Source organism: Streptomyces hokutonensis, from assembly GCF_042751305.1.
GTDB lineage: Bacteria > Actinomycetota > Actinomycetes > Streptomycetales > Streptomycetaceae > Streptomyces > Streptomyces hokutonensis_A.
On sequence record NZ_JBHYWD010000010.1, the window covers coordinates 341989 to 346280 of the forward strand.

4 protein-coding genes are annotated in these 4292 nt (G+C 69.5%); 2 read left to right on the forward strand and 2 right to left on the reverse strand.

Going from position 1 to position 4292, the window contains the following annotated elements; translation table 11 throughout:
• Window positions 1-86 precede the first annotated feature (86 nt).
• Window positions 87-1544, forward strand: a complete 1458-nt coding sequence (locus ACFXC1_RS27240; RefSeq protein ID WP_381246819.1) for an MFS transporter — start codon at window positions 87-89, stop codon at window positions 1542-1544.
• 112 nt (window positions 1545-1656) lie between these two features.
• Window positions 1657-2454, forward strand: a complete 798-nt coding sequence (locus ACFXC1_RS27245) for a TetR/AcrR family transcriptional regulator (RefSeq protein ID WP_381246821.1) — start codon at window positions 1657-1659, stop codon at window positions 2452-2454.
• A gap of 382 nt (window positions 2455-2836) precedes the next feature.
• Here the strand turns inward: ACFXC1_RS27245 and ACFXC1_RS27250 are convergent, their stop codons facing one another.
• Window positions 2837-3304 carry a PPOX class F420-dependent oxidoreductase gene (locus ACFXC1_RS27250; RefSeq protein WP_381246824.1) on the reverse strand — a complete coding sequence of 156 codons (468 nt, stop codon included), beginning with the start codon at window positions 3302-3304 and terminating at the stop codon, window positions 2837-2839.
• 28 nt (window positions 3305-3332) lie between these two features.
• Window positions 3333-4154, reverse strand: coding sequence for a YceI family protein (locus ACFXC1_RS27255; RefSeq protein WP_381246826.1), 822 nt, complete (start codon window positions 4152-4154; stop codon window positions 3333-3335).
• Between the last annotated feature and the right edge of the window lie 138 nt (window positions 4155-4292).

The following is a 4292-nucleotide window of genomic DNA, read 5'->3' on the forward strand; positions in this document are numbered from 1 at the left end:
GGCGGTGACCACACGGTCACCGCCCCGCTTCGTGTCTGCCGTATCTCCGTTGTACGCCGTATAGGAACTGTTCTACGGTGTACAGCATGCCGACCGCCTCCCACCCCAAGCGCTGGATCGTCCTGGGCGTCATCTGCCTCGCGCAGCTCACCGTGCTGCTCGACAACACCGTCCTGAACGTCGCGATCCCCTCGCTCACCCGCGAACTCGACGCGAGCACCGCGGACATCCAGTGGATGATCAACGCGTACTCGCTCGTACAGTCGGGGCTCCTGCTCACCGCGGGCAGCGCCGCCGACCGCTACGGCCGCAAGAAGATGCTGATCACGGGTCTCGTACTCTTCGGCACGGGCTCACTGATCGCCGGACTCGCCGACTCCACAGGGCAGTTGATCGTCGCGAGGGCCGGGATGGGGGTCGGCGGTGCGCTGCTCATCACCACCACCCTCGCCGTCGTGATGCAGATCTTTGCCCCCGAGGAACAGCCGAAGGCGATCGGCATCTGGGCCGCCGTCAACGCCCTCGGCTTCGCGACCGGCCCGCTCCTCGGCGGCTTCATGCTCAACCACTTCTGGTGGGGCGCGATCTTCCTGATCAACCTCCCCGTCGCGGCCCTGGCGCTGGTCGCGGCGGTCGCCCTGGTCCCCGAGTCCAAGAGCCCGCGCGGCGACCGCCCCGACCTCCTCGGCGCCCTGCTCTCCACAGTCGGCATGGCCGCGCTGGTCTACGCGATCATCTCCGGGCCGGCGCACGGCTGGACGTCGGGGCGGGTGCTGCTCACGGGGGTGTTGGCTGTCGTCGTCCTCGCCGCCTTCGCGTACTGGGAGCACCGGGTCCCGTACCCCATGCTCGACCTCGACTTCTTCCGCGACCGCCGGTTCACGGGCGCGGTCACCGGAGTCGTCCTGATCACCTTCGGCATGGCCGGCTCCCTTTTTCTCCTCACCCAGCACCTCCAATTCGTCCTCGGCTACGGCCCGTTGGAGGCCGGCGTACGGACGGCGCCGCTCGCGCTGGCGATCGTCGCGCTCAACTTCTCGGGGCTGGCGGCGAAGTGGACGGCGAGATTGGGGGCGCCGGTGGCGATCGGGCTGGGCATGGTGTTGATGTCGGCGGGGCTGGTGTCGATCGCGTCGTTCGCGTCCGGTGGGTATGCGGGGACTCTGGTGGGGTTGATGCTCATCGGGGCGGGGGCGGCTCTTGCCAATCCGGCGATGGCTCACGCGATCATGAGTGCGATTCCGCCGCAGAAGGCGGGGGTCGGGGCGGGCGTGAATGGAACGCTGGGGGAGTTCGGGAACGGGTTGGGGGTCGCCGTTCTCGGTGCGGTGCTGAGTTCGCGGTTCGCGGCGGGCTCCTTGCCGGAGGGATTTGCGGGGGCGACTACTGAGGCCGAGCGGGAGAGGGTGACGGATTCCTTCTCTTCCGCGCTGGAGGTCAGTCAGTTGGTGGGGGCGGTTGCTGTCTTGACCGGGGGGTTGCTTGCGGCTGCGTTGTTGTGGCGGGCGGAGCGGGCAGACTCGGGGGTGGTGGTCGCTCAGTAGCGGGTGCGGGTGTGTTGTGGCTGGTCGCGCTCACGTGGCGGAGCCGCAAATGTCACAGCCCCGCGCCCCTTAATACAGTGATCCGGGATTGAGATCTTGAGGAAGGTGCGTCGTGGCCAAGACACCCCCGTCGTCAGGGCGTTCTGCGCGCACCAGTGTCTGGCTGGAACAGAAGGCACCTCGAAGTGCTCGCGGTGGCGGACAGCCCTCCGGTCTCGACCGCACCCGCATCACCCTCGCCACCGTACGACTCCTCGACGCCGAGGGCCTCGCGAAGTTCTCCATGCGGCGGCTCGCCACGGAGCTGAACGTGACGGCGATGTCCGTCTACTGGTACGTCGACACGAAGGACGACCTCCTCGAACTCGCCCTGGACGCCGTCTTCGGCGAGTTGTCGTTGCCCGATCCGGAGGCCGAGGGAGAGGACTGGCGGGAGCAACTCCGCATGCTGGCCACGGAGTACCGGGGCCTGCTGGTACGACACCCGTGGCTGTCGCCGCTCGCCGGGACGTTTCTCAACATCGGGCCGAACAACCTGGCCTTCTCCCGCGTCGTGCAGCGCGTGATCCGGCGCACGGGGCTGCCGGAGCACGGGCTGACGGGGGCGATCTCGGCCGTCTTCCAGTTCGTGTACGGCTACGGCACGATCGAGGGCCACTTCTTCGCCCGCGTCGCCGACACCGGCATGACCCCCGACGACTACTTCCGGCACGCCATGACGACGTTCGACGGGGCACCGACGACCGCCGAGATCGTGGAGGAGTCCAGGAAACTCATGGCGGCCCGGGGCGGCGACACGGTCGCGGAGATGATGGAACGGGACTTCACCTTCGCCCTGGACCTGCTGGTGGCGGGCATCGAGGCGATGGTGAAGCGCGACGGCGACGAAAACACCCCACCGCGGGCTTGAGCACGGGCGAGCCCTGCGACCGGGCCGACAAAATCTGCCCGCTGCGGGCTTGGGGCCGGGGCGGGTTTTTCGGCCCGGGTCGGCAAAATCGGTTTGTCGTGGGTTTGAGGGCGGGGCGTGTCTTTCGACCGGGCCGGCGAGGTCTGTCGGCTGTGGGCTTGGGGCCGAGGCGGGTTTTTCGGCTCGGGTCGGCAAAGTCGGTTTGTCGTGGGTTTGAGGGCGGGGCGTGTCTTTCGACCGGGCCCGCGAAATCTGCCCGCTGCGGGCTTGAGCACCGGGTGGCCGCGTCAACCCCGGTCGGGAAAATCAGCCCGTCCGGCGTTTGAGGACGAGGCCCCTTCAGGGCCGATGGGGGTCTGGGGGCGGAGCCCCCAGCACACGCTCAGCCCTCGACGAGCCGCGCCGGAAAACCGCCGGTGGCAACCGGCCCCCACCGCTCCGGCGTCACGCGGATGATCGACTTGCCCTGCTTCAGCATCGCCGCGCGGTACTCGTCCCAGTCCGGGTGTTCGCCGGCGATGTTGCGGTAGTACTCGACGAGGGGTTCCACGGACTCCGGCGGGTCGATGACCTCGGCGGTGCCGTCGATCTGGACCCACGGGCCGTCCCAGTCGTCGCTCAGGACGACGAGGCTGACGCGCGGGTCCCGCTTGGCGTTGCGGGTCTTGGCGCGCTCGGGGTAGGTGGAGACGACGATCCGCCCGGAGTCGTCGACCCCGCAGGTCAGCGGCGAGGCCTGGGGGCCGCCGTCGGCCCGCCGGGTCAGCAGCAGGGCGCGGTGACGGGGTCGTACGAAGTCGAGCAACTCGTCCAGGGAGACGGTGGTGTTGGTCGCGATGTTCGGTGCCATGCGGCCAGCCTAGGCGCACGGCACCGCGTTACGCCTGAGGCAGGGACTCCCCCTGCACAGCCTGGATGTCCAGCTCGACCTTGAGGGTCGTACCGATCGCGGCGATGCCCGCCTGGACGACCTGGTTGTAGTTCATCGCGAAGTCCTCGCGGTGCAGTTCGGTGGTGGCCCGGAACGCGGCGCGGGTGCCGCCCCAGGGGTCGGCGCCGGTGCCGAGGTAGGCGAGGTCGAGGTCGACGGGTCGTACGACACCGCGGAGGGTCAGTTCGCCGTGGACCGTCCAGCGGTCGGAACCGGCGGGGGCCAGGCCCGTGGAGCGGTACGTGATCTCGGGGAATCGGTCCACGTCCAGGAAGTCGGCGGACCGAAGGTGGTCGTCCCGCATACCGTTCCCCGTGTCGATGGACGCGGCCCGGATGACCGCCTCCACACGGGACTTGGCGATGTCGTCGGGGGCGATCTCGACCGTAGCCGCGAAGTCGGTGAAACGGCCGCGCACGCTGGAGATGCCCAGGTGCTGGGCGACCGCGCCGACCGTGGAGTGCGCCGGGTCGACGGTCCAGGGGCCGGGCGGCGGCAGTTCGGTGCCGCCCTGCCGGGCCAGGGTGACCGTGCCGACTTCGGCCCGGCCGCTCGCGGTGACCATCGCGGTGGCTGCGGCGGGCGCGTACCCGACGGCCGTGACGATCACGGTGTACGGCCCGGGGGCCAGCGGGTTCACGTCCCGCACCGCCCCCTCCGCGTCCGCCTCGGCCCGCAGCACCTGCGCGCCGGTCGCGTCGGTCACCGTGACGACCGCGTGCGACACGGCCCATCCGTCGCGGGTACGGATCCTCGCGGTCAGTCCCATGTCTCTCGTAACTCCTCGCCGTACAGCCCTGCAAAGGGGGCCGGGGCCCCCGGCACCCCCCCCCCCCCCCCCCCCCCCCCAACCCCCACCAGAGGCGAAAAAAAAACAACAACACCCACCAAAAAAAAAAAACCAAAA

Bases quoted from the DNA above. Each gene is read 5' to 3' on its own strand.
- ACFXC1_RS27240 (WP_381246819.1), top strand. From the start codon at position 87: ATGCCGACCGCCTCCCACCCCAAGCGCTGGATCGTCCTGGGCGTCATC.
- ACFXC1_RS27250 (WP_381246824.1), bottom strand. From the start codon at position 3,304: ATGGCACCGAACATCGCGACCAACACCACCGTCTCCCTGGACGAGTTG.
- ACFXC1_RS27255 (WP_381246826.1), bottom strand. From the start codon at position 4,154: ATGGGACTGACCGCGAGGATCCGTACCCGCGACGGATGGGCCGTGTCG.